We start from the raw sequence: 21317 nt of genomic DNA, 5'->3' as shown, positions 1-21317 counted from the left end.
AGACCCGCATGACCCTGACCCTCTCCTGCGACCACCGCGTCGTCGACGGCGCGCTGGGCGCAAAGCTCCTCGCCGCCGTCAAACGCGGCCTCGAGCACCCCGTCGGTCTCCTGGTGTAGCCGACGCTCAGCGCGCCGGAGAGGCCGCCGGGCCTACGCGTCGAACAAGGATTCAAATAACATATCGGAGGAACGACTGATGCGAATGCTGAGGACGATCGCCCTCGCCGGCGGGGCGCTGCTCGCGCTCACGACGTCCGGCTGGGCACAAGGAACCTATCCCAACCAGATGGTGCGGATCGTCGTGCCGTTCTCGGCCGGCAGCGTGACCGACGGTCTCGCCCGCATTCTCACCGACAAGCTCGCCGAGATCTGGAAGCAGCAAGTCATCGTCGAGAACCGTCCCGGCCTGCCGGGCACGACCGCCGTCGCCAAGGGCCAGGCCGACGGTTACACGCTGATGCTGACCTCCAACGGGCACACGATCGCCAACGTCATCAACAAGAACATCCTGTTCGACCCGGTGAAGGACTTCGCCGGCGTCACCAAGGTCGCCTCGGTGCCGATGGTCGCAGTGGTCCCGCCCGACCTGCCGGTAAAGACCATGGCCGACTTCATCGCGCTGGCCAAAGAGACGCCCGGCAAGCTGAACTTCTCCTCGGCCGGCATCGCCAGCACGACGTATCTGTCGGCGGAGCTGCTCAAGCAGGCGGCCCAGATCGACATCGTGCACGTCCCCTACAAGGGCACGCCGGAGGCGACCACGGCCGTGATCCGCGGCGACGCGCAGCTCTACTTCACGCCGATCCCGCTGGCCCAGGAGCTGACCGCCGGCAACAAGGTTCGGGCCATCGCCATCAACTCCAACCAGCGTAGCCCGCAGATGCCGGACGTTCCGGCCGTCAAGGAGACGGTGCCGCCCTACGACTACGACTCGTGGTTCGCCGTGCTGGCGCCGGCCGCGACGCCGCGCGAGATCGTCAACAAGGTCAGCCGGGATATCGCGAAGGCGCTCGCGATGCCGGACGTGATCGAGAAGCTGAAGGCCCAGGGCGCGGTGCCGTCGCCGACCACGCCGGAGGCGCTCGACGCCCAGGTCAAGCGCGAGGCCGAGCTCTACGCCAAGGTGCTGCGGGACGCCGGCGTCGGCGCGAACTGACGGAGCCGCGGCTCCGCCGGGCTACCGGCTTTGGTCACGGGGGCTGCGCGCCACCGCCGGCAGCCCCGGCGCGACGTGAACAACCGGGACGACCGGAACGACCAGTCATACCAGTCTTCACAATCTCCGACTCGTCATGCGCGCGCTCGACCCGCGCATCCATCGCTTACAAAAGAGCTTCTTCAGAAGTTCGATGGATTGCCGGGTCAAGCCCGGCAATGACGATTAAGGTCGAAGCTGACGAAGACTGGTATCACCTGACCGTGGCCACACCGCGCCGGGCCCGACCTCTCAAGGCGATGTGCTGGGTCGAGCCGCGAACGACGAGCTCGACCGGAAGAACCGTGCGCGACGGCGTCATCGTCTTCGGCGGGTTGCTCTCGATGGCTTCGATCAGCAGCTTCGCCGATTCGTAACCGGCTTTGTACTGCTGGACCCGGATGGTCGTCAGCGCCGGAACCAGCCGGTCGACATAGGGCATGTCGTTGAAGCCGGTCACGGAGACGTCTTCCGGACAGCGGAGGCCCCGCCTTCTCAACACGTCGATGGCGCCGATGGCGAGACGATCGTTGGCGCACAAGATGGCAGTGAAGTCAGTCGTCCTGATGAAGAGCTGCTCGGCGCAGCGCTCGCCTTCCTGCTCGTTGAATCCGTCGGCAAGAACCACGAGCCGCTTGTCGAGTGGCAGCTTCAACTCCCTGCGGTAGTGCTCGAAGGCTTCGTAGCGGGTGTGGCCCGTCGAAATCCCGCGGGGCCCCGCGATGTTGGCGATCCGCCGATGCCCGAGCGACACGAGGTGAGTGAGTGCGTGTCGAATGCCGCACCATTCGTCGAAGATGACGCATGGCGCAATCGGATCGGCAGTCTCCCGGATCACGGTCACCACCGGGACATTGTCGATCTGCCGGATGAGCTTGTCGTCGTACTTGCTGCTCGCCAGCGCCAGCCCGTCCACGGACCGCGCCAGCATCGACGAGACGATTTCCGCCTCGCGGCCCTCGTCCCCGTCCGTGTTGGCCAGAAGCACGGCATATCCGCGTTGGCTGAGCCCGTCCTCGAGCCCCCGCATGATCGGCGGGAAGACCGGATCGGTGATGTCCGGAACGACGACTCCGATCGTGCGTGACCTGTTGGTGCGGAGCGAGGAGCCGGCGGCATTCGGACGGAAGCCGAGCTTGGCCGACACCTCCGCGATCTTGGCGACGATCTCCGGCGAAATCAGATGGCTGGTCTTCGGGTCCAGGGCGCGAGACACCGTGGAGACATGGACACCCACGATCTTCGCGATGTCGCTCATCGTCAAACGTGTGCGCATACGTCGGGGTATCGCCGGAAAGCCTGTTGCAAGTTTGCGACGAGTGTATTTAGCCCCGAGCGTCAATGCAACGCACCGTTCGTGTCACCAGGCACACGAAAGCTCCCGAAGGCAACGCGAGACTGGCGAACCCGAATGGCGCCGTTTCGACACCGCCGCGCCCATTCCTGACCATCGGCGCTCACGAGGCCGAGGCCGTGCAGGCGTGCCCGCGTCGGGCGACAGACGATCCCGTGCCGAGGGCAAACGGACTTTCTGAACGCCGGACGCATCGCTTGCCCCACGGCGGCCCTACCGGCGACGTCGGACGAGACCGACGACACCGAAGTCGGTCGAGGAGCGCTCATTGTGCCGCAGCGGCGCCGGGCCTATTATCGTCGATCATCAAGGGAGCGACGGCAAGCCGTCGTCAGGGGCTGTGTTCGAGATTCTCGATATGCTGAGAAACGGGCTGAGCGCCGTCATGCCCAGGGCCCTGGCGGAGGTCGTCGTCCTGGGTTGCCTTACGCTCGTCACCGCGGCGGCATCGGCGACCTTGATGGCGACGAAGCGTCCGACATCGCGATTCCTCGCCGTCTGTGTCGAAGCGCTTGCGGCCGCACTCGTTCTGATCCTGAACTCGGGGCCGCTCATCCTGACCTGGTGGTGGGGCGACGCCATCTGGGGAGTCGAAACCGCGCTGCTCGACGCCGTCCGCGATCGCCTGACACCGTCGATCGGCCGCCTGACGTCGCTGTTCCTGTCGACCGGATACGCGATCGTCGCGATGATCGCCGCATCCTACTTTCGAAGGCTGGCTCCGGAGAAGAGCAGCAGCTTCGCGAACCACTTCCAGCGATCTCTCGTGTGGACGGCCGCGATGTCCTTGATCAGCACCGGCCTTTTCGCCTTGTGGTGGCTGCATGCCAGCGGCGCGGACAAATTGTCGGGGTCGGGTGGCCTGCGGCCCGTGATCCTCGGGCTGGTCGGGGTCTGGCTCGTCGGCCTGCTCATCGCCCTGTTCCTCACGCTGGTCGGCTGGATCATCGAAAGCAAGGCAGAACGGCTGCGCGCCGCCACGGTCGCAACCGTCGTCGTGGCGCTTCTCACCTTGCTGCTGCTCGCCACGGACATCCTCCCTCGGGCGTGGAATCGAGATGCGGCTGCCATGCTGCTCGCCTCGCTGGTCGGTGCTTGGCTCTGGCTCTTCCGCGACTTCGCATCGGCCGGATTGTCGCGGTTCGGGTTCGGCCAGAAGCCCCGGACCGGCCCGCCGGTCTGAGCCGGCCGGCCACCGCGGCTGAGGGCAGGGACGCCTGTCCAGTGCCACCTTCGCACGCTCATACAACTTTTGGTTGCGCTATATTGTCCGGCTTTGAAATTCGCGCTCCAAAAAACGCGCGCGAGCCGCCAGGGAGGCCATTATGGCGACCCGTGTCTGCTCGCCTGCTTCACCGAGCAGGGCGTTCGCAGCATCAAGGACAGCCCGAAGCGGGCCGATGCATTCAAGGCGCCGGCGAAGAAATGCGACGCGCCGTCCGCCCACTCGACCGGCGCGGCCCCGCGCGGGGTCGCCACGGCTTGCGCATGCAGGACCCCCACGGCAATCTCGGTCGACAGCCGCTCCATTCGATTTATGCGGCTTGTCATGACGATTCCCGTGAAGATCGAGCCGACCAATGCCGATTGTCGAACGCCTCAATGCCTATGAGCGCCTGGCCAAGGTCGGCCGCGACCTCGAATTCCTGATCACCTGCTTCCGCGAGGTTCTGGCGGAGCTCGGCGAGGGCAGCATCGCGGCACGCCTGCCGTGGGTCGGCAAGCCGGCGGCGGCCGCCGATGCGCCCGACGCCGAGCGCATCGCGCAGGCCTATTCCACAGCCTTCATGCTGCTCAACATGGCGGAGGAGAACGCTTACGCGCAGGCACACCGCGCCATGCAGACCGCCGGCACGCTGCGGACGCAGTCCGGCACACCTGGGAGAACACCTTGGCCCGGCTGGTCGCCGCCGGCCTGTCGCCGGAGGAGATCGCCGCCGCGCTTCCCCATATCCATGTGGAGCCGGTGTCGACCGCGCATCCGACCGAGGCCAAGCGCGCGACCGTCATCAAGCATCACCGCGAGCTCTACCTGCTGCTGGTGCGGCGCGAGAACCAGATGTGGACGCCGGGCGAGCAGGACGACATCCGCGAGCAGATGAAGGCGGTGCTGGAACGGCGTGGCGAACCGGCGAAGTCTACCTCGAAAAGCCCGACATCGCCTCCGAGGTCCGCAACATCCGGCACTACCTCGTGAACGTGTTCCCGTCGGTGCGGCCGCTGCTGTCGCGCCGCCTGCGCGATGCCTGGCGCGCCACGCGGCAGCGCTCGGCGACATCGGCACGGCGCAGATCGAACGTAATCCGGGCGAGCCGTGGCGGCAGTTCATCAATCTGATGGTGGCGCGCCTGCCGGACGCCGCCGGCGACCGTCCGGGCGCCTACCGCTGCGCCGGCGACCTGCTCGCCGATCTCGACGTGCTGGCGCGCTCGCTCGCCGCCTGCGGTGCGGCGCGCCTGGTGCGCACCGACGTCGCGCCGGTGGCAGAGGCCGTCCGCAGCTTCGGCTTTCATCTCGCGGCTCTCGACATCCGCCAGAACAGCCGCTTCCACGATCTCGCACTGTCGCAGCTCATGCTGGCGGCCGGCGTCGAGGGGGCGGCCGAATTTCCGGACTGGCCGGAATCTCGCCGCCTCGAATTACTGACCGCCGAGTTGCGCTCGCCGCGGCCGTTCACCCGGCCGCACCTCGAGATCGGCCCGGAGGCGAGCGCGATCCTCGATTGCTACCGCGTCGTGCTCGACGAGCTCGACCAGCATGGACCGGGCGGGCTCGGCGCCCTCATCGTGAGCATGACGCGCTCGCTCTCGGACCTGCTGGTGGTCTACCTGCTGGCGCGCGAGGTCGGACTCCTGGAGCAGGACGCCAAGGGCGTGTTCTGCCGGCTGCCGGTGGTGCCGCTGTTCGAGACCATCGACGATCTCGAGCATGGCGCCGCGATCCTCGCCGGCTTCCTGGACCACCCGATCACCCGCGCGAGCGTCATCGAGCAGGCGCGCGAGAGCGGCGAGCCGCCGAGCGTTCAGGTGATGATCGGCTACAGCGATTCCAACAAGGACGGCGGCATCCTCGCCAGCTTTTGGGCGCTGCACCGCGCCCAGGAGGCGATGATCGCAGTCGGGCGAACGGCCGGCGTGCGGGTGCGCTTCTGTCACGGTCGCGGCGGCACGGTCAGCCGTGGCGCCGGCCCGACCCACCGGTTCCTCGACGCGCTGCCGGCCGGCTCGGTTTCGGGGACCTTGCGGATGACCGAGCAGGGCGAGGTGGTCTCCCAGAAATTCGCCGACCGCATCACCGCGGCCCATCATCTCGAGCTCCAGGCCGCAGGCGCCGCACGCCGCACTTTGCTCGACGATCGCAACGGCGAGCACGATCCCCCGGTCGCGGCCGCCATGGACCGGCTCGCCGCCGCCAGCCGTCGCACCTATGCCGAGCTGGTCACGGCGGACGGGTTCGTCACGTTCTTCGGCCAGGCGACGCCCATCGACGTGGTCGAACGGAGCCGGATCGGCTCACGGCCGTCCCGCCGCACGGGCGCCCGCACCATCGCGGATCTGCGTGCGATCCCGTGGGTGTTCAGTTGGAGCCAGTCACGCTTCTATCTGTCCGGCTGGTACGGCGTCGGCAGCGGCCTCACCGTGCTGAAGACGGAGGATCCCGACGGCTTCGACGCGCTCGCCAAGGCGCAGCAGATCCACGCCTGGCCCGCGCTGCACTATCTTTTGGCGAACGTCACCACCAGCATCGCCACCGCCTGCCCCGACACCATGGCGGCCTATGCGGAGCTGGTGGAGGACGAGGCCGTGCGAGCGCGCTTCCTCGGCGCCATCAAGGCCGAGTATGCGCTGACGCAGCAGCGGCTGGAGGAGATATATGGCCGCCGGCTCGATCTCGAACGCCCGACGCTGGCGCGCTCCATCGAGCTGCGGGCGGTCGCCCTGCGGGTCCTGCACATGGAGCAGATCCGCCTGTTGCGCCGCTGGTGACGGGCGGACACGCCGGAGGAGGCCGAGCGGCTGCTGACCCCCTCCTGCTCACCGTCAATGCCATCGCGCGCGGGCTCGGCACGACGGGATGACGAGAAGCGTTTCGAGCTGGCAATAATCCTGCCAGTGCAGAGAATTATTTGTCTTCTGCCTCGCATTGGGAGACCGGTCTCCCGCGCCTCTTGCTGCTCGATCCCGCAGTCTGGCGCGACTTGACGTCGATGATCGGGAGATGGCCGCGTCCGCCGATGCAATCGCGGATCTCCCGAAGTCGTCGACACGGTCCCCGCGATCGTAGCAACTGACGACGATGGCCGTCCTTGGCGCGACCGACCGAATGGCCTGGCTTGGTGCTGGTCGCCGCCGGTGCGGGATCGTGTATCGACGTGAAGCTCGACTCAGCGCATGTCTCAACCCGATGACGTCTTCACCGAAGTCCGCGTCTTCTTCGCTGGTTCGGCCGTCGTCTGGGTGACCAGGTCGTTGACCTCCTTTGCCAACCGCAGTGATTTCAGTCGCTCGGTCTTGGTCCTCACGGCGACGCCTGCAGCCTCGTAGTCGGCCATGGCCTGCGAGCTCACCCGAACCTGAAGGGCTTTCTTCTTGAAGCTCGCTTCCGCCCGTTCCCGGGTCTCTTTCGTATTTCGTGCCACCATCATCTCCTGTTCGTTGTCCGGATGCGCGTCGACATGCCCCGTGCTCGCCGGCGCACACGACGCGGCCGCCGGAGCGGCCGTCGAGGCAGGAGCCCGGATGTGTCATCCGGGCTCTCGCGTCGCCGACAAGACCGCGATGGTCTAGTAGTCCATCCCGCCCATGCCACCGCCGCCGGGCATCGGCGCTGCCGACTCCTTCTGCGGAATTTCGGCGATCATCGCCTCGGTGGTGATGAGAAGGCCGGCGATCGATGCAGCGCCCTGCAACGCCGCCCGTACGACCTTGGTCGGATCGATGATGCCTTTCGACACCATGTCTCCGTACTTGCCGTTCTGCGCGTCGTACCCGAACGCGTAGGTGTCGCTCTCCAGAATCTTGCCGACGACGATCGAGCCGTCGTCGCCCGCATTGAGGACGATCTGGCGGGTCGGCCAGGTGATCGCCTTCCTGACGATGTCGATCCCGTGCCTCTGGTCCTCGTTGTCGCCCTCGAGCGTCTCCAGGACTTTCGTCGCCCGCAGGAGCGCGACACCTCCGCCCGGGAGAATGCCTTCCTCGACGGCCGCCCGGGTCGCGTGCATGGCATCGTCGACGCGATCCTTGCGCTCCTTGACCTCGATCTCGCTCGCGCCGCCGACGCGGATCACCGCAACCCCGCCCGCCAGCTTGGCAAGCCGCTCCTGAAGCTTTTCCCGATCGTAGTCGGAGGTCGTTTCCTCGATCTGCGCCTTGAGCTGCGTGATCCTCGCCTCGATGTCGGCCTTCTTGCCGGCGCCGTTGATGATCGTGGTGCTTTCCTTTTCGATCACCAGCTTCTTGGTCCTGCCGAGCATCTCGATCGTCACGTTCTCCAGCTTGATGCCGAGATCGGACGACACCAGGGTCCCGCCGGTGAGAATGGCGATGTCCTCGAGCATCGCCTTGCGGCGATCACCGAAGCCCGGAGCCTTGACGGCGGCGACCTTCAGGCCTCCGCGCAGCTTGTTCACCACGAGCGTGGCGAGCGCCTCGCCTTCGACATCCTCGGCCAGGATGACGAGCGGCTTGCCCGCCTTCACCACGGCTTCGAGCAGCGGCAACAGCTCCTGCAGGCCGGAGAGCCGCTTCTCGTAGATGAGGATGTAGGGATCCTCCATCTCGACCCGCATCTTCTCGGCATCCGTCACGAAGTACGGCGAGATATAGCCCCGGTCGAACTGCATGCCTTCGACCACTTCCAGCTCGGTCTCCAGAGACTTCGCCTCCTCGACCGTGATCACACCCTCGTTGCCGACCTTCTTCATCGCATCGGCGAGGAAGCGGCCGATCTCGGCGTCACCATTGGCCGAGATGGTGCCGACCTGGGCGATCTCGTCGTTCGAGGTGACCTTCTTGGAGTTCTTCTGCAGATCCGCGACGACGGCGGCGACCGCCAAGTCGACCCCGCGCTTGAGATCCATCGGGTTCATGCCGGCAGCGACGCCCTTGGCTCCTTCGCGTATGATCGCGTGGGCCAATACGGTCGCCGTCGTGGTGCCGTCGCCAGCCAGGTCGGAGGTCTTGGAGGCGACTTCGCGCACCATCTGGGCGCCCATATTCTCGAACTTGTCGTCGAGCTCGATCTCTTTTGCGACGGTGACGCCGTCCTTGGTGATGCGTGGCGCTCCCCATGACTTGTCGAGCACGACGTTGCGGCCTTTCGGACCCAGCGTCACGCGGACCGCGTGGGCGAGCGTTTCGACGCCACGCAGCATCCTGTCGCGTGCGTCGACCGAGAAGCGAACTTGTTTCGCTGTCATTTGTCTTGTTCCTTATTCAGGTCGCGGCCGCGGTCGCCGCCCTGCCCCGTTGGGGTGACAGGCGACGACCGGAGGAGCGACGATCAACTGTTCGGGGCGCGTATTGCGGCGTCAGGCCGCCTTCTGGCGTGCCTCGGCCTCGGTGAGCACGCCCATGACATCGCTTTCCTTCATGATCAGGTATTCGACGCCATCGAGCTTGACCTCGGTACCGGACCATTTGCCGAAGAGCACGCGATCACCGGGCTTCAATTCGAGAGGAACGAGCTTTCCGGCCTCGTCGCGCCCACCCGGGCCTACCGCGACGACCTTGCCCTGCTGGGGCTTTTCCTTTGCATTGTCCGGGATGATGATCCCGCCGGACGTTCTTTCCTCTGCGGCGATGCGCTCGAGCACCACCCGGTCGTGGAGCGGACGAAACTTCATGGAGTCCTCCTGTAAACGCGTCTGTCTGGCTTATCCAAAGGTGCACAGATACCGACGCGACCGTGACATCGTCCGGTGCAACGTCGGGCTATCGAAAGCAGATCGTCGCAGGTGCGGCTCACCGGAAACGCGCCACCCTGTCGCCTCGACGGCCGCGCGAGTGCGGCGTCCTCGAGCGCGCACAGCGCGACAGTCGTGCGAAATTTGGTCACTAACCGGTGGAACCGGCGCGACGATCTGGCGAGGCAAGTTTTTGTTTACCCACCTCATATGGGGTCGTTGCCGCGCGAACGTTAGCCCCCTCGGCCACCTGCGGTCACAATGACGTGCGAAATCGGCTGTTCGCCGGATTCGACTGGACGCCGTCGCCTGCCTGGTGCGCCGGTGTCGGCCGCATATCGAGCGAGATGGCCATACCCGCGCACGCCCGACGTGCCGCCGCGCACTCTCGCGGCGCCATCGATCAGGGTCGGGGCGCCATGGTGGACAGCAGCGGCGCGCAGTTTGGCTGATGCCGGACCAAGACTGTGGCCGGGTGACTACGGGTCCCGTCCAGTGCTTCGCGACCAGGCAGCCGCGCCTTCTCCACGGAGGAGCGATCGCGCCATCCGAACGGACTCGGCGATCTACCGCGCCGCCTTTTCGGCGAAGGTCTCGATGAATGCCGCCGAGGCCTTGTGCAGGCTGTTCTCTCGATGCTGTTGGCAATATTTATCGATCCACTCGGTCAATTCTTCCGTGCTCTTCGCATCGGACACGTCGAAATGCTCTTTGGGCCCGTATTCGTTGTACGCTGTGAGATAGCCGAGAACCCAGGCGGTTCTGCTCGTCGCATTGACGTTTTCCGCCTGGCGACCCTCGAGCCACACGCTACACGTGACATTTCCCTGTCCCAAGACGGGGTGCTCGTCGGCGGACACCGCGTTCGACATGAGCCACGGCAAAAGCGCCGCGAAGACACAGATCCTGCGTGCGTTCATGTCGTGCTCCCATTCATCGCCACATCGAGTCTCGGTCGACCGACGAGAGGCCGCCGCAGACGGAGATCCGGATCAGCCGCGCCGGACCGCAGTCATGACAGCAAACGTCGCTTGATCCGGACCGAACGTACCGACGCCTTCCAGGGCGAGAAGCGTGCAGAGTCGCATGCGGGCACGATGGACGCGGCTCTTGATCGTCCCGACGGCAGCCTTACAGATCGAGGCCGCATCGGCATACGAGAAGCCAGACGCGCCGATCAGCAGAAGAGCTTCTCGCTGCTCCACCGGCAGCGTTGCAAGAGCGGCGCGGAATTCCTCGAAATCGACCCGACTTTGCTGCTCGGGGGGCGACTTCAGGCTTTCGACGTAACTGCCGTCACTGTCTTCGACTTCGCGCCGGCGCTTGCGATACTCCGTCAGGAATTGATTGCGGAGAATCGTGAACAGCCACGCCGACATGTTGGTTCCCGGTTGGAACGAGCGGATGTTTGCGAGCGCCCGCATCAGCGTTTCCTGCACCAAGTCGTCAGCGCGATCGACATCTCTGCAGAGGGAAATCGCGAAGGCGCGCAGACTCGGCACGACCGACAACATCGCATCCTGGACGGACGCTTGAAGTCGATCAGATCGGTTCGGTTCGGCCTTTACGGGGGAGCGCGCCGTCTCGGCTCTCGCTCGCGGCGATCGGGCCGTCGCCGCACCATCCCGGACGCCTCGATCAGCTTTGGCCGAGACCGGCTTGGCCTGAGCGACAGCGGTGGCGGACGCTCTTAAAGCCGCCGGCTCGAGCGGGTTCGTTCGATGAAGGGCAACATTCACGCTGTCGACTTGACCGCAGGCGCACTCGAACACTCGGTTTTCCCGACCGTCTTCGGCTGGTGCCGCCATCCGGATTCTCATCGGCCGCCCGCACTCCGTACAACTCAGCATCCAAGGTGGCGGACAGGCGACCTGGTTCGCCGAACGTTGCTGCATCGACATGATCGACTTCCTGCACGAGAGGGCGGTACTCCCGTAAAGCTACGTATGATCACCGATCGGCGTCTGTATAAAACCGCTCACCCGTTGCCCTGGCGGCCTTCGGCAGAGGAGCGTGATTCCGCTCGTCGAGCCGGCGCATCGGCGGGTCGGTCGCCGCGATCGGAGGCAGGTCCGCTCTGGCGGCCTTCAATCGTCTCTATTGTCGATATCGTCGGGATGGATCCCGGTCTCGGAATTGTCATGAAGAATGACATTCAACAACGAGCTGTGGACTTCGATGTGCCCATTGTAATCGATGAAGCCGAGCTTCCTGAACCGGTTCATGAAGAAGCTCACGCGGGACCGGGTCGTTCCGATCATCTCCGCGAGCGTTTCCTGGCTCAGCGTCCCGAGGATCGGCTCCGGCTTTCCGTCCTTTCCGAAGTTCGCCAGCAGCAGGAGGAGCCGGGCGAGCCGCTTCTCGCTCGAATTGAACAACTGATCGATGAGATCCGCCTCGACGCGAATATTCCGTGAGATGAGGTGGGCGATGAACAGCTCGCTGAACGCCGGTTCTTCACGGAGAACGCGCACAATGGCCGCCTTCTCCAGCCGCACGACAACGGCCTCGGATATCGCCGCAACCGTCGCCATGCGGACCCGCTGCCCGGCAAGGCAGCCTTCGCCGAAAAAATCGCCGGGGCCATGAATGGCGACGACCGCTTCTTTGCCTTGCTCCGAGACGACGGCAACCTTCACCTTTCCACTCTGGACGTAGAAGACCGCATCGGCCGGGTCCCCCTGCAAGAAGACGATCTCGCCATTGGCATAGGAATGGATGGTCCGGCCGCCGTCGACCTTGGCCAGAAACAGTTTCGGATCAAAAGACGATGTCGGCTCGCTCATCAAGACGCAACCTGCCGTTCAAATAGCTTTCGGATGTCAGCAGAACATTACATCGCACAACGAGGCCCGATGAGTTCCTTTTTTAGGCTTACGCAGCCGAACCGAATGACCCAGATCAAAGATATGGCATCGATCGCCTTTCTGGTCGTTGGGCGACGGGTTTCGATTCGCGCCGCAGCCGATTGCCACGATTCGATCTATGCCGCAGTGCCGCCGAAGGCGAGGCCACCCAAGCGCGCCAACGAAGACGACCACCGTCGGGAGCCTGGACCTTCACCTCGATACCATCCTGGCTTTAGTGGCCAGAATGGCAAATAGCTCGATATATCAACGGCTCATCGCCTCGGCGGGCGGACCTTCTATGCCGTGCCCTGGCATCATGGACGGAACCTATCGGGTGCATGTCTGTTCAAAATTGAACACCCGGGCAAAATAAATATTGTTCCACGATGTTCGGCCGGACAGCGGTCCCCCCGATCATTGCCCTTCGGGTTCGACGATGCGGGTCTCCGACCAGCGGTCACGAGGCGGCGTTCCGGAGACAGCAAAGCTGCGGGCAAGGGCTGCGGTGACCAATTCTGCACGTTCTTTGTATTCGGATGAGGATATAATTTTCGTGAGTACGTTGGCGCAGGCGACCTTCTCGATATGACAGACGCAAGCGCTCCCCACATCTGTCGGCATCACTCTGTGGTGTACGCCACCGACAAGACCAGCGATGCCGTGCCATGATCGAATATCGATTTTTCATGGTGACGCGATGTCCGACGCCGACAATTTGAGACGTCTTCAATTGGAATGCTTGCGCCTGGCAGCGGATTGCACGCAGGCGGCGAGGGAGATTCCGGATCCGACCCTACAGTCGTTCTTCATTCGGATGGCTGGAGAATGGACCACCAGAGCCGAACGGGGCCCGGGAACACACGCGCGGCACATGAATTGACCGCCGCTGGTCGGCCCTGGCAGGCGCGCGGCGCCCTCGCGCCATAGACACCGAGCACTCTTGGCGAAATCTCCGCCCCGGCCGATATGCGGCCTCGGCAGGTGGAACTTTGAGCTGATCGAGGGCTCGCGCGTTCGGCTCGAGCGTTCGTCCTCGACCTACGGTCCAGCATAGGTGCAAAGGCCCCCGCGTCTCGCTCACTTCGGGCGACGTCCTTTTGTGTCTCCCTTGACCGCTGTCGACGGCGGCGTCAGGAAGGCATCGAAGCGCTCCCGCACCATCGCGTAGCACTCGCACGACGCTTTCTCGAGGCCGGCACGGTCGAGCACCTGAATCTTCCCGCGTCGATAGCTGATCAGGCCGGCGTTCTGCAGCGACAGCGCTGCCAGCGTCACGGATTTTCGATTGGCGCCCAGCATATGCGACAGGAACTCGTGCGTATACGGCAGAGCTTCGCCCTCGGCGCGATCATGCATCATGAGGAGCCATCGACACATCCGCTCCTCGGTCGAATGCAGGGCATTGCACGCGACCGTCTGCTGGACCTGTGACAGAAGCGTCTCCGAATAGCTGACGAAGAGATCACGGACGTGCTCGCTGCGCTTGAACTCCGCCCGAAGCCATTCGATCGGACAGCGATCCGCGGCTCCCGCGAACTGCACCAGACACCTGTTGAACGACACCCGGCTGTACATGGCGGCGAAGAGGCCGAATGCTCCTTCGCTTCCGATGTTCGCGGTCTCGATCGCAGACCCGTTCTCCAGGACGGTCAACAGCGAGAGAACGGCGCCTCGGGGGAAATAGGCGTGGTTGAGAAGTCCGCCCGCCTCGCAGACGACTTTCCCGAGCTCGAGCGTGAGGGGCTCGAGATACGCGTCGATCCGCCTTCGGCTGGCGATCTCGAGAGCACCCAGCAGTCGGTTGCTTCCTGCCATCTTGTCAGAAGGTGCATTCATGTTTCGCCAGCGATCATCTCGCCCAGAGACACTCCGAATCCCGACGTGGTCATGCCCCGGTCGGACGATTCCATGCGCTCCAGAGACGACTGTAACGGCCGAGTCAACTCGCTGACCATAAACTGTTGTCCCCTTGTCACCGCGATTATTAACTGCACGGCGGCGCTCGGCATGTGCTGTTTTGCACAGACAATGAATGTATTTATGGGATTTTTTCCCTTCCGCTTCGAGAGGCCGAAGCACGACGGAGTTACGCCTTCCGAGCGGGGGCGGATAACGCATCGGAGGATGAAAACGATGGACAAGGACCGGATCGTCGGATCGGCCAAGCAGGTCAAGGGCACGATCGAGGAGGTGGTCGGCAAGGCCGTCGGAGACGCCAAGCTGGAGACAGAGGGCAAAGTCGACAAGGCCGAAGGCAAGATTCAAAACGCCGTCGGCGGTCTCAAGGATACGCTTCGCGGTAAATGAACACGGCGGCAGCCGAACTTGTGGCGATCTGCGGCGTTGAGGTTTGTGCGTGTCGCTGCAGGAGGGCCGTGACGGCGGCTGACCGGATCGGCGCAGCCTGAAATACCGTCTCGAATGCCGGAGCGACCGCCGTCCCGAATGGCAGATCGAATGCCGTGTCGAATACCGCACGGCGAAGAGAGCTTCGCCATGCGTTTCCGCTTACGCCAGAGGCCTTCACATGAAGATCGCGCAGGTCGCGCCGCTGTATGAGAGCGTTCCGCCCCGGCTGTATGGCGGCACGGAGCGCATCGTCTCCTACCTCACGGAGGAGCTGGTCAAGCTGGGCCACGACGTCACGCTGTTCGCGAGCGGCGATTCGATGACGTCGGCCGAGCTCGTTCCGTGCGTCCCGACCGCCCTGCGGCTCAACCGCGCCGTCCGTGACCCGATCCCCTACTTCATGCTGATGCTGGACCGCTTGTGCCGGGTTGCCGAGAAGTTCGACGTCATCCACTTCCACATCGATCAGCTCCAGTTTCCGCTCTTTCGTCCGATCGCGGGACGCACGCTCACGACCCTGCACGGCCGCCAGGACAGCCCCGACCTGATGGCGCTCTATGCGGGGTTCCCCGAGATGCCGCTGATCTCGATCTCCAACGCCCAGCGGGCGCCCATCCCCAACGCGAACTTTGCCGCGACCGTGCTGCACGGGTTGCCAATCGACTTGCTCCGACCTGCCATCAACCCGCGCGGCGGCTATCTCGCCTTTCTGGGACGTATCTCGCCCGAGAAGGGCCTCGATCGTGCGATCGCGCTCGCCAGCACGTTCGGCATCCCGCTCAAGATCGCCGCCAAGGTCGACAAGGCCGACGAGGCGTATTTCCGGGAGACGATCGAACCGTTGCTCGACAGGCCGGGGATCGAGTTCATCGGCGAGATCAACGAGCGGGCCAAGAGCGCGTTCCTGGGCGAAGCGCTGGCTCTCTTGTTCCCGATCGACTGGCCGGAGCCGTTCGGCCTGGTGATGATCGAGGCGATGGCCTGCGGCACGCCCGTCCTCGCCTTCCGCAACGGCTCGGTGCCCGAGATCATCGAGGACGGGGTGACGGGATACATCGTGTCGACCATGGACGAGGCGATGTCCGCCCTTCCCAAGGTGATCAGGCTCGACCGCCGGGCGGTGCGCCGGCGCTTCGAGGAGAGGTTCACGGCGGCCCGCATGGCCAGGGATTACGTCAACGTCTATCGCGCCCTCGTGAGAGGGCAGAGCACCAAGGCCGGCACCTCGCTGGAATTCTTGCTGCCGCCTGCCCATATGCTGCCAGGGGCAGGACGACATGCTGACTGAGGCGGTCGTGGATCACCATCGCGTTCCTGCCGAATCCGCCGCCGAAACACCGTTCTACATCGCCACCCGGAGTGTGGCCGAGCGTCCGCGGCGCATCCTCAAGCACGGCGACACGTTTGCGGTGTTCGACAGCTTTGGTGACATCGGCGCGGCCCCCACCGGCCAGGACGGCCTGTTCAACTGCGACACCCGCCATCTTTCGCGCTTCGAGTTCGCCCTCAACGGCCACCAGCCGCTGCTGCTCGGCTCCAATGTGCGGGACGACAATGCCGTCCTCACGGTCGACCTCACCAATCCCGACATCTATTTCGACGACCGGCTGGTGCTGCCGAAGGACACGGTCCACGTCATCCGGACCATCTTCCTGTGGGATTCGACCGCGCATCAACGTCTGTCGGCGCGCAACTTCGGCGACCAGACCATCGAGCTGAACCTCTCCTTCGCGTTTGCAAGCGACTTCGCCGACCTGTTCGAGGTCCGCGGCATGCGGCGCGAGCGGCGCGGCGAGTGCTCCTCGGCAGTGAACGGCACGGACGGTGTCGACCTCACCTATCGCGGCCTCGATCACAAGCTGCGCCAAACCCGGCTGGTGTTCGACCCGCCGCCGACGACGCTCGGCAAGCACATTGCCGCCTATGCGGTTCGGCTCGCGCCCGGCGGGCAGGTGTCGATCTTTTCCGCGGCGACCTGCCACGAGGAGAAGGAGCCGCCGCTACCCTTCCTCAAGGCGATGCGGGCGAACCTGCGCGACCGTCGGGAGCAAGCCGCCGGCGCCACCTCGGTCACCACCTCCAACCACATCTTCAACGAGATCCTCTGCCAATCGGCTGCCGACCTCGCCATGCTGGTGACCCAGACGGCCGAGGGGCGCTATCCCTATGCCGGTATCCCCTGGTACTCGACGACGTTCGGACGCGACGGTCTCGTCACGGCCATGGAGCTTCTGTGGTGCGACCCCTCGATCGCGAAAGGGGTGCTGCAGCGACTCGCCGCCTTCCAGGCGCAGACACTGGATCTCGAGTCCGACGCGGAGCCCGGGAAGATCCTGCACGAGATGCGCAGCGGCGAGATGGCGCTTCTCGGGGAGGTGCCGTTCAGGCTCTACTACGGCAGCGTCGACGCGACCCCGCTGTTCGTGATGCTCGCCTGCCTCTATGCCGAGCGCACCGGCGATCTCGACACCCTGCGAAACCTGTGGCCGCATGTCGAGGCCGCGCTCGCCTGGATCGACGGCCCGGCCGACAAGGATGGCGACGGCTTCATCGAGTACGACCGGGCAACCGATCAGGGGCTCGCCAACCAGGGCTGGAAGGATTCGTATGACGCGGTCTTTCATGCCGACGGACGCCTGGCGGAAGGACCGATCGCGCTGTGCGAGGTGCAGGGCTACGTCTACGCGGCCAAGCAGCTCGCAGCCCGCGCCGCCCAGGCGCTCGGCCGGCGCGAGCGGGCCCTGACGCTCGCGGCGGAGGCGGTGCAGCTCGCCGAGGCGTTCGACCGCGCATTCTGGCGCCCCGACATCGGAACCTATGCGCTCGCCCTCGACGGCGACAAGTCGCAGTGCGGCGTGCGCAGCTCGAATGCCGGCCACGCCCTGTTCACCGGCATCGCGCGGCCCGAGCGGGCGCACGCGGTGGCGCGCGGCTTCATGGACCGGCGCTTCTTTTCGGGCTGGGGCATTCGGACTGTGGCGACCGAGGCGGCGCGTTTCAATCCGATGTCGTATCACAACGGCTCGGTGTGGCCCCACGACAATGCCCTGATCGCGCTCGGGCTCGCCCGTTACGATCTGAAATCCGAGGTCGAGCGGGTGTTCCAGGGCCTCTTCGACGCCGCCACCGCTATGGACCTCCGTCGGCTGCCGGAGCTGTTCTGCGGCTTCAAGCGGCGCGCCGGCCGTGGCCCGACGCTCTATCCGGTCGCCTGCTCGCCCCAGGCGTGGGCGGCCGCAACCCCGTTCTCGCTGCTGCAGGCGTCGCTCGGCCTCGCCTTCGACCCGGACAAACGCACGATCAAGCTCCACAACCCGCGACTGCCGTCGTTCCTCTCCGAGGTCACCATCCGGGATCTGCAGCTCGCCGGGTCGCGGGTCGACCTCGCGCTCTACCGCCACGGCGACGAGGTCGCGTTGCGGGTGCTGCGGAACGTCGGCGAGGTGCAGGTGTCGGTCGTCTACGGACAGACCCTATCGAGCGGCCCGGAGGGCGCATCGTCACGTCCGGCCGCCCCGCGAGGAGCCATCGACGCCTGACGATCGAAGCGCATTCCGCTCGAGCGGTAGACGGAGTTGATCCGTACAAGGAGGCGCAAGGGTGAAAATGATCGGCCCGGCTGTCATGACACCGACCACGTCCCCCGGTCCGCCCCAAACGCTGGAAACCCCAGTGGGGTCCGCCACCAGCGGGCATGCGTTGGGCGACATCGCGTGCCTTTCCCCCGACGACGCCCTGCACCGGCTGTCCAGCGCAGCGGACGGCCTCACGGCCCGCCAGGTCGACGAGCGGCTCGCTTCGGTGGGGCGGAATCAGATCGCCCAGCAGGCGCACCACACGATCGTCGGCGAGCTCGTCCGCCGCTCGATCAACCCGCTGAACCTCCTCCTGCTCTCGCTTGCGACCGCGTCCTGGCTCTTGGGCGATCAGCGGGCCGCCATCGTGATCGCCGTGATGGTGGTCCTGAGCATTTCGCTGGGCTTCATCCAGGAGCACCGATCCAACATTGCGGCCGACAAGCTGCAACGGATGGTCCTGGTCACCGCGACCGTGCGGCGTCGGGCGGCCCAAGCCGGGCCGGGTTCCGCCGGGCCGGACCATGTCGCGCCCGATCACGTGGACGTGCCGATCGAGCAGCTCGTGCCCGGCGACATCGTTCTGTTGTCGGCGGGCGACATGATCCCGGCCGACCTCCGGCTGATCTCCGCGAAGGACCTGTTCGTCAACCAGTCGACCCTCACGGGCGAAGCGATGCCACTCGAAAAGGTCGCTGCGCCTCATGCCGGCGCGGTGGAGACACCCTTCGATCTCCCTAACATCTGCTTCATGGGCAGTGCCGTCGTCAGCGGCATCGGCTGCGGTGTCGTCGTGCTCACCGGCCCACGCACCGCCTTCGGCGTGGTGGCGAACGCAATTTCCGAGCGGCGCGAGCTCACCAGCTTCGACAAGGGCATCACCCGGTTCACCTGGCTGATGCTCGGCTTCATCGTGGTGATGGCGCCCCTCGTGTTCGTCATCAACGGCCTGACCAAAGGCAACTGGCTCGAAGCCCTGCTGTTCGCCGTCGCCGTGGCGGTCGGGCTCACCCCCGAGATGCTGCCGATGATCGTGACGGTCAATCTGGCCAAGGGCGCGATGGCGATGTCGCGAAAGAAGGTCATCGTCAAGCGCCTCAATGCGATCCAGAACTTCGGCGCCATGAACATGCTGTGCACCGACAAGACCGGCACGCTCACGCAGGACCGGATCATCCTCAAGCGCCATCTCGACATCAGGGGCGCCGAGTCGGACCGCGTCCTCGAATATGCCTATCTGAACAGCTTCCACCAGTCCGGTCTGAAGAACCTGCTCGACGTGGCCGTCCTGAAGCATGCCGAGCTCGAAGGCGGGCTCGACGTCCAGGCCCGCTTCCAGAAGATCGACGAGATGCCGTTCGACTTCGAACGGCGGCGGATGTCGGTCGTGCTCGGACGCAATGACGGGGTTCACATCCTCATCTGCAAGGGCGCCGTCGAGGAGATCTTCGCGGTTTGCCGGCACTATGCGATCGACGGCGAGACGGGCCCGCTCGACGAGAGCCATTTCGCCGCGGCGATGGAGACGACGGCAAGGCTCAATGCGGACGGATTCCGGGTCATCGCCGTCGCCACCAAGGAGATGCCGCCGACCCAGGCGACCTATTCGGCCGCCGACGAGGCCGACCTCACTTTGCTCGGCTACATCGCCTTTCTCGACCCGCCGAAGGAGACCTGCGCGGCCGCGATCGCCGCCCTGAAGGCCAGCGGCGTGCAGGTGAAGATCCTGACCGGAGACAACGACATCGTCACCCGCAAGATCTGCCGGGAGGTCGGCCTGCCCGTCGATCGCATCGTCCTCGGCAGCGAGATGGCGGCCTTGTCGCCGGAGGCGTTGGCGAGCCTGGCCGAGACCACGACGGTGTTCGCCAAGGTGTCGCCGTCGCAAAAGGCGGCGATCATCGACGCCCTCCACCGCAAGGGCCATGTCGTCGGATTCCTCGGCGACGGCATCAACGACGGACCGGCCCTGAAGGCCGCCGATGTCGGCATCTCGGTGGACAGCGCCGTCGACATCGCCAAGGACTCCGCCGACATCATCCTGCTGGAGAAGAACCTGGCGGTGCTGGGTGACGGCGTCATCGAAGGCCGCAAGGTGTTCGGCAACATCACCAAATACATCAAGATGGGGGCCAGCTCGAGCTTCGGGAACATGTTCAGCGTCCTCGGCGCCAGCGTCTTCCTGCCGTTCCTGCCGATGACGGCGATCCAGGTGCTGACCAACAACCTGCTGTACGACTTCTCGCAGACCACCATCCCGACCGACAACGTCGACGCCGACTATCTCGCGGTGCCCCGGCGCTGGGACATCGGCAACATCGCCAAGTTCGTGCTGTTGATCGGCCCGATCAGCTCGATCTTCGATTACGTGACCTATTTCACCATGCTCTACGTCTTCGACGCATGGACCAATCCCGCCCTGTTCCAGACCGGATGGTTCGTCGAATCCCTTCTCACTCAGACCCTCATCATCCATGTCATCCGGACGGCAAAGATCCCGTTCCTGGAGAGCCGGGCCAGCACGTCGCTCATCATCACGACCATCGTGGTCGCCGCGATGGGGATGTCGCTGCCCTTCACCTGGCTCGGCAGCTTCCTGGGCTTCGTCCCGCTGCCGCCGACATACTGGATCGCGCTCGGCCTCATCCTGCCGAGCTATGTCGTCCTCACCCATCTGGTGAAGACATGGTTCATAAGACGGTACGGGCTGAACTGAACGGTCGCATCCCCATGGACGCGACGGCACGACAGACAGGAGACGATCGATGGAAGCCGCAACGTTTCGAAAATGGCTGACCGACCGCGGGTGCCGGTTCGACCATCACGAGGAAAAGCGCGGTGACGGTCCGGTGGCCGTGACCGTCCACCGCGAGGGGCGGACGGCGGAGGTTCCTCTCGGCGGATCGCGCCAGACCCTCGACCACGAGGTCGTCCGCCGTGCGTGTGAAGAGCTCGGCCTCGACTGGCGCGAGCTGCCTGGACCGACAAACCAGGCGTGACCTGCAACCGCCATCCTTATACAAGCCTACGCTGGCTTGCCTCCCGCGCGTCATGGCCGGGCTTGACCCGGCCATCCATCAAGCTAC

18 protein-coding genes and 1 pseudogene are annotated in these 21317 nt (G+C 65.0%); 10 read left to right on the top strand and 9 right to left on the bottom strand.

The window, feature by feature from the left end:
- Together HXX10_RS23375 and HXX10_RS23370 are read left to right on the top strand one after the other, a co-directional pair.
- Window positions 1–119 (top strand): 2-oxo acid dehydrogenase subunit E2 (locus HXX10_RS23375; RefSeq protein WP_296520054.1); only part of this gene is annotated, 119 nt, incomplete at its 5' end.
- Between the two features lie 79 nt (window positions 120–198).
- Window positions 199–1158 (top strand): tripartite tricarboxylate transporter substrate binding protein, encoded by a 960-nt coding sequence (locus HXX10_RS23370; protein WP_296525670.1) that lies wholly within the window; start codon window positions 199–201, stop codon window positions 1156–1158.
- A gap of 253 nt (window positions 1159–1411) precedes the next feature.
- Here HXX10_RS23370 and HXX10_RS23365 read toward each other — a convergent pair whose 3' ends face one another.
- The gene (locus tag HXX10_RS23365) at window positions 1412–2455 is read right to left on the bottom strand and encodes a LacI family DNA-binding transcriptional regulator (RefSeq protein ID WP_296525669.1); all 1044 of its coding nucleotides are present in this window, start codon (window positions 2453–2455) and stop codon (window positions 1412–1414) included.
- A 364-nt stretch (window positions 2456–2819) separates the two neighbouring features.
- Here HXX10_RS23365 and HXX10_RS23360 point away from each other — a divergent pair, with 364 nt between their 5' ends.
- The gene (locus HXX10_RS23360) at window positions 2820–3734 is read left to right on the top strand and encodes a hypothetical protein (protein WP_296525668.1); all 915 of its coding nucleotides are present in this window, start codon (window positions 2820–2822) and stop codon (window positions 3732–3734) included.
- A gap of 140 nt (window positions 3735–3874) precedes the next feature.
- On the opposite strand, the gene HXX10_RS23355 is transcribed toward HXX10_RS23360, so the two are convergent.
- Window positions 3875–4132, bottom strand: coding sequence for a hypothetical protein (locus HXX10_RS23355; protein ID WP_296525667.1), 258 nt, complete (start codon window positions 4130–4132; stop codon window positions 3875–3877).
- A 130-nt stretch (window positions 4133–4262) separates the two neighbouring features.
- On the opposite strand from HXX10_RS23355, the gene HXX10_RS23350 reads away from it, so the two are divergent.
- Both HXX10_RS23350 and HXX10_RS23345 read left to right on the top strand, forming a co-directional pair.
- On the top strand, window positions 4263–4748 hold the full coding sequence (locus tag HXX10_RS23350; RefSeq protein WP_296525666.1) for a phosphoenolpyruvate carboxylase: 486 nt from the start codon (window positions 4263–4265) through the stop codon (window positions 4746–4748).
- A gap of 139 nt (window positions 4749–4887) precedes the next feature.
- On the top strand, window positions 4888–6537 hold the full coding sequence (locus HXX10_RS23345; protein ID WP_296525665.1) for a phosphoenolpyruvate carboxylase: 1650 nt from the start codon (window positions 4888–4890) through the stop codon (window positions 6535–6537).
- Window positions 6538–6947: 410 nt separating this feature from the next.
- Here the strand turns inward: HXX10_RS23345 and HXX10_RS23340 are convergent, their stop codons facing one another.
- From HXX10_RS23340 to HXX10_RS23310, 7 genes and pseudogenes are all read right to left on the bottom strand, one after another.
- A complete protein-coding gene (locus HXX10_RS23340) occupies window positions 6948–7196 on the bottom strand; it encodes a hypothetical protein (protein WP_296525664.1) in 249 nt (82 codons plus the stop codon).
- A 138-nt stretch (window positions 7197–7334) separates the two neighbouring features.
- A complete protein-coding gene (groL, locus tag HXX10_RS23335) occupies window positions 7335–8972 on the bottom strand; it encodes a chaperonin GroEL (protein ID WP_296525663.1) in 1638 nt (545 codons plus the stop codon).
- A gap of 111 nt (window positions 8973–9083) precedes the next feature.
- Window positions 9084–9398 carry a co-chaperone GroES gene (gene groES / locus HXX10_RS23330; protein WP_296525662.1) on the bottom strand — a complete coding sequence of 105 codons (315 nt, stop codon included), beginning with the start codon at window positions 9396–9398 and terminating at the stop codon, window positions 9084–9086.
- A 626-nt stretch (window positions 9399–10024) separates the two neighbouring features.
- A complete protein-coding gene (locus tag HXX10_RS23325) occupies window positions 10025–10378 on the bottom strand; it encodes an HdeA/HdeB family chaperone (protein WP_296525661.1) in 354 nt (117 codons plus the stop codon).
- A gap of 72 nt (window positions 10379–10450) precedes the next feature.
- A pseudogene (locus HXX10_RS23320) lies at window positions 10451–10987 on the bottom strand (sigma-70 family RNA polymerase sigma factor); the annotation flags it as partial.
- Between the two features lie 558 nt (window positions 10988–11545).
- The gene (locus tag HXX10_RS23315; protein ID WP_296525660.1) at window positions 11546–12244 is read right to left on the bottom strand and encodes a Crp/Fnr family transcriptional regulator; all 699 of its coding nucleotides are present in this window, start codon (window positions 12242–12244) and stop codon (window positions 11546–11548) included.
- A gap of 1140 nt (window positions 12245–13384) precedes the next feature.
- Window positions 13385–14143, bottom strand: coding sequence for a Crp/Fnr family transcriptional regulator (locus HXX10_RS23310; RefSeq protein WP_296525659.1), 759 nt, complete (start codon window positions 14141–14143; stop codon window positions 13385–13387).
- Between the two features lie 297 nt (window positions 14144–14440).
- On the opposite strand from HXX10_RS23310, the gene HXX10_RS23305 reads away from it, so the two are divergent.
- The 5 genes from HXX10_RS23305 (at window position 14441) to HXX10_RS23285 (ending at window position 21230) form a co-directional block, all read left to right on the top strand.
- Complete coding sequence (locus HXX10_RS23305; protein ID WP_296525658.1) at window positions 14441–14614, top strand: CsbD family protein; 174 nt, start codon at window positions 14441–14443, stop codon at window positions 14612–14614.
- Window positions 14615–14834: 220 nt separating this feature from the next.
- Entirely contained in the window at window positions 14835–15944 is a 1110-nt protein-coding gene (locus tag HXX10_RS23300) for a glycosyltransferase family 4 protein (RefSeq protein ID WP_296525657.1), read from the top strand.
- A gap of 7 nt (window positions 15945–15951) precedes the next feature.
- The gene (locus HXX10_RS23295) at window positions 15952–18195 is read left to right on the top strand and encodes an amylo-alpha-1,6-glucosidase (protein ID WP_296525656.1); all 2244 of its coding nucleotides are present in this window, start codon (window positions 15952–15954) and stop codon (window positions 18193–18195) included.
- Window positions 18196–18328: 133 nt separating this feature from the next.
- Window positions 18329–20947 carry a magnesium-translocating P-type ATPase gene (gene mgtA / locus HXX10_RS23290; protein WP_296525655.1) on the top strand — a complete coding sequence of 873 codons (2619 nt, stop codon included), beginning with the start codon at window positions 18329–18331 and terminating at the stop codon, window positions 20945–20947.
- Window positions 20948–20996: 49 nt separating this feature from the next.
- On the top strand, window positions 20997–21230 hold the full coding sequence (locus HXX10_RS23285; protein ID WP_296525654.1) for a hypothetical protein: 234 nt from the start codon (window positions 20997–20999) through the stop codon (window positions 21228–21230).
- The last annotated feature ends 87 nt before the right edge of the window (window positions 21231–21317 follow it).

The organism is Rhodoplanes sp. (assembly GCF_013377085.1).
Lineage (GTDB): Bacteria > Pseudomonadota > Alphaproteobacteria > Rhizobiales > Xanthobacteraceae > Rhodoplanes.
This window is presented reverse-complemented; position numbering and strand designations above follow the sequence as displayed.

What these genes read in the sequence shown, in the direction of transcription:
- HXX10_RS23300 (WP_296525657.1), top strand. Translation starts at nt 14,835, where the DNA reads ATGAAGATCGCGCAGGTCGCGCCGCTGTATGAGAGCGTTCCGCCCCGG.
- HXX10_RS23305 (WP_296525658.1), top strand. Translation starts at nt 14,441, where the DNA reads ATGGACAAGGACCGGATCGTCGGATCGGCCAAGCAGGTCAAGGGCACG.
- HXX10_RS23365 (WP_296525669.1), bottom strand. Translation starts at nt 2,455, where the DNA reads ATGAGCGACATCGCGAAGATCGTGGGTGTCCATGTCTCCACGGTGTCT.
- HXX10_RS23315 (WP_296525660.1), bottom strand. Translation starts at nt 12,244, where the DNA reads ATGAGCGAGCCGACATCGTCTTTTGATCCGAAACTGTTTCTGGCCAAG.
- groL (WP_296525663.1), bottom strand. Translation starts at nt 8,972, where the DNA reads ATGACAGCGAAACAAGTTCGCTTCTCGGTCGACGCACGCGACAGGATG.
- HXX10_RS23310 (WP_296525659.1), bottom strand. Translation starts at nt 14,143, where the DNA reads ATGAATGCACCTTCTGACAAGATGGCAGGAAGCAACCGACTGCTGGGT.
- HXX10_RS23285 (WP_296525654.1), top strand. Translation starts at nt 20,997, where the DNA reads ATGGAAGCCGCAACGTTTCGAAAATGGCTGACCGACCGCGGGTGCCGG.
- HXX10_RS23340 (WP_296525664.1), bottom strand. Translation starts at nt 7,196, where the DNA reads ATGATGGTGGCACGAAATACGAAAGAGACCCGGGAACGGGCGGAAGCG.
- HXX10_RS23325 (WP_296525661.1), bottom strand. Translation starts at nt 10,378, where the DNA reads ATGAACGCACGCAGGATCTGTGTCTTCGCGGCGCTTTTGCCGTGGCTC.
- HXX10_RS23370 (WP_296525670.1), top strand. Translation starts at nt 199, where the DNA reads ATGCGAATGCTGAGGACGATCGCCCTCGCCGGCGGGGCGCTGCTCGCG.
- HXX10_RS23345 (WP_296525665.1), top strand. Translation starts at nt 4,888, where the DNA reads ATGGTGGCGCGCCTGCCGGACGCCGCCGGCGACCGTCCGGGCGCCTAC.
- groES (WP_296525662.1), bottom strand. Translation starts at nt 9,398, where the DNA reads ATGAAGTTTCGTCCGCTCCACGACCGGGTGGTGCTCGAGCGCATCGCC.